The following is a 256-nucleotide window of genomic DNA, read 5'->3' on the forward strand; positions in this document are numbered from 1 at the left end:
TGCTCTTCCGATCTGGACGCTGCGTCAAACGCGTTATAACCAAGTATTTGATCTACGATGTTCGCTGTGATGATGACCAGGAATATCAAAATCTTTCTAGCGTAACCAAATAGACTCTTTCGCGACCAAAGATTCTGATTCTTGATGGCTTTAAATACTCCTGTAGCAATATCAATAATCATTAAGACGAACAACAAGTCTAAAAACTTCACTAGTCCAAACAGATAAAAACTCACTATTTCTAAATGCACCAAAT

General features: G+C 37.1%; 1 protein-coding gene. It reads right to left on the reverse strand.

Features of this window, described 5'->3' with window-relative positions:
• On the reverse strand, positions 1–254 hold a 254-nt coding region (locus tag CF394_RS15470), incomplete at its 3' end, for a phage holin family protein (protein ID WP_133079873.1).
• Between the last annotated feature and the right edge of the window lie 2 nt (positions 255–256).

This window comes from Tetzosporium hominis, assembly GCF_002265435.1.
GTDB classification, from domain to species: Bacteria; Bacillota; Bacilli; order Bacillales_A; family Planococcaceae; genus Chryseomicrobium; species Chryseomicrobium hominis.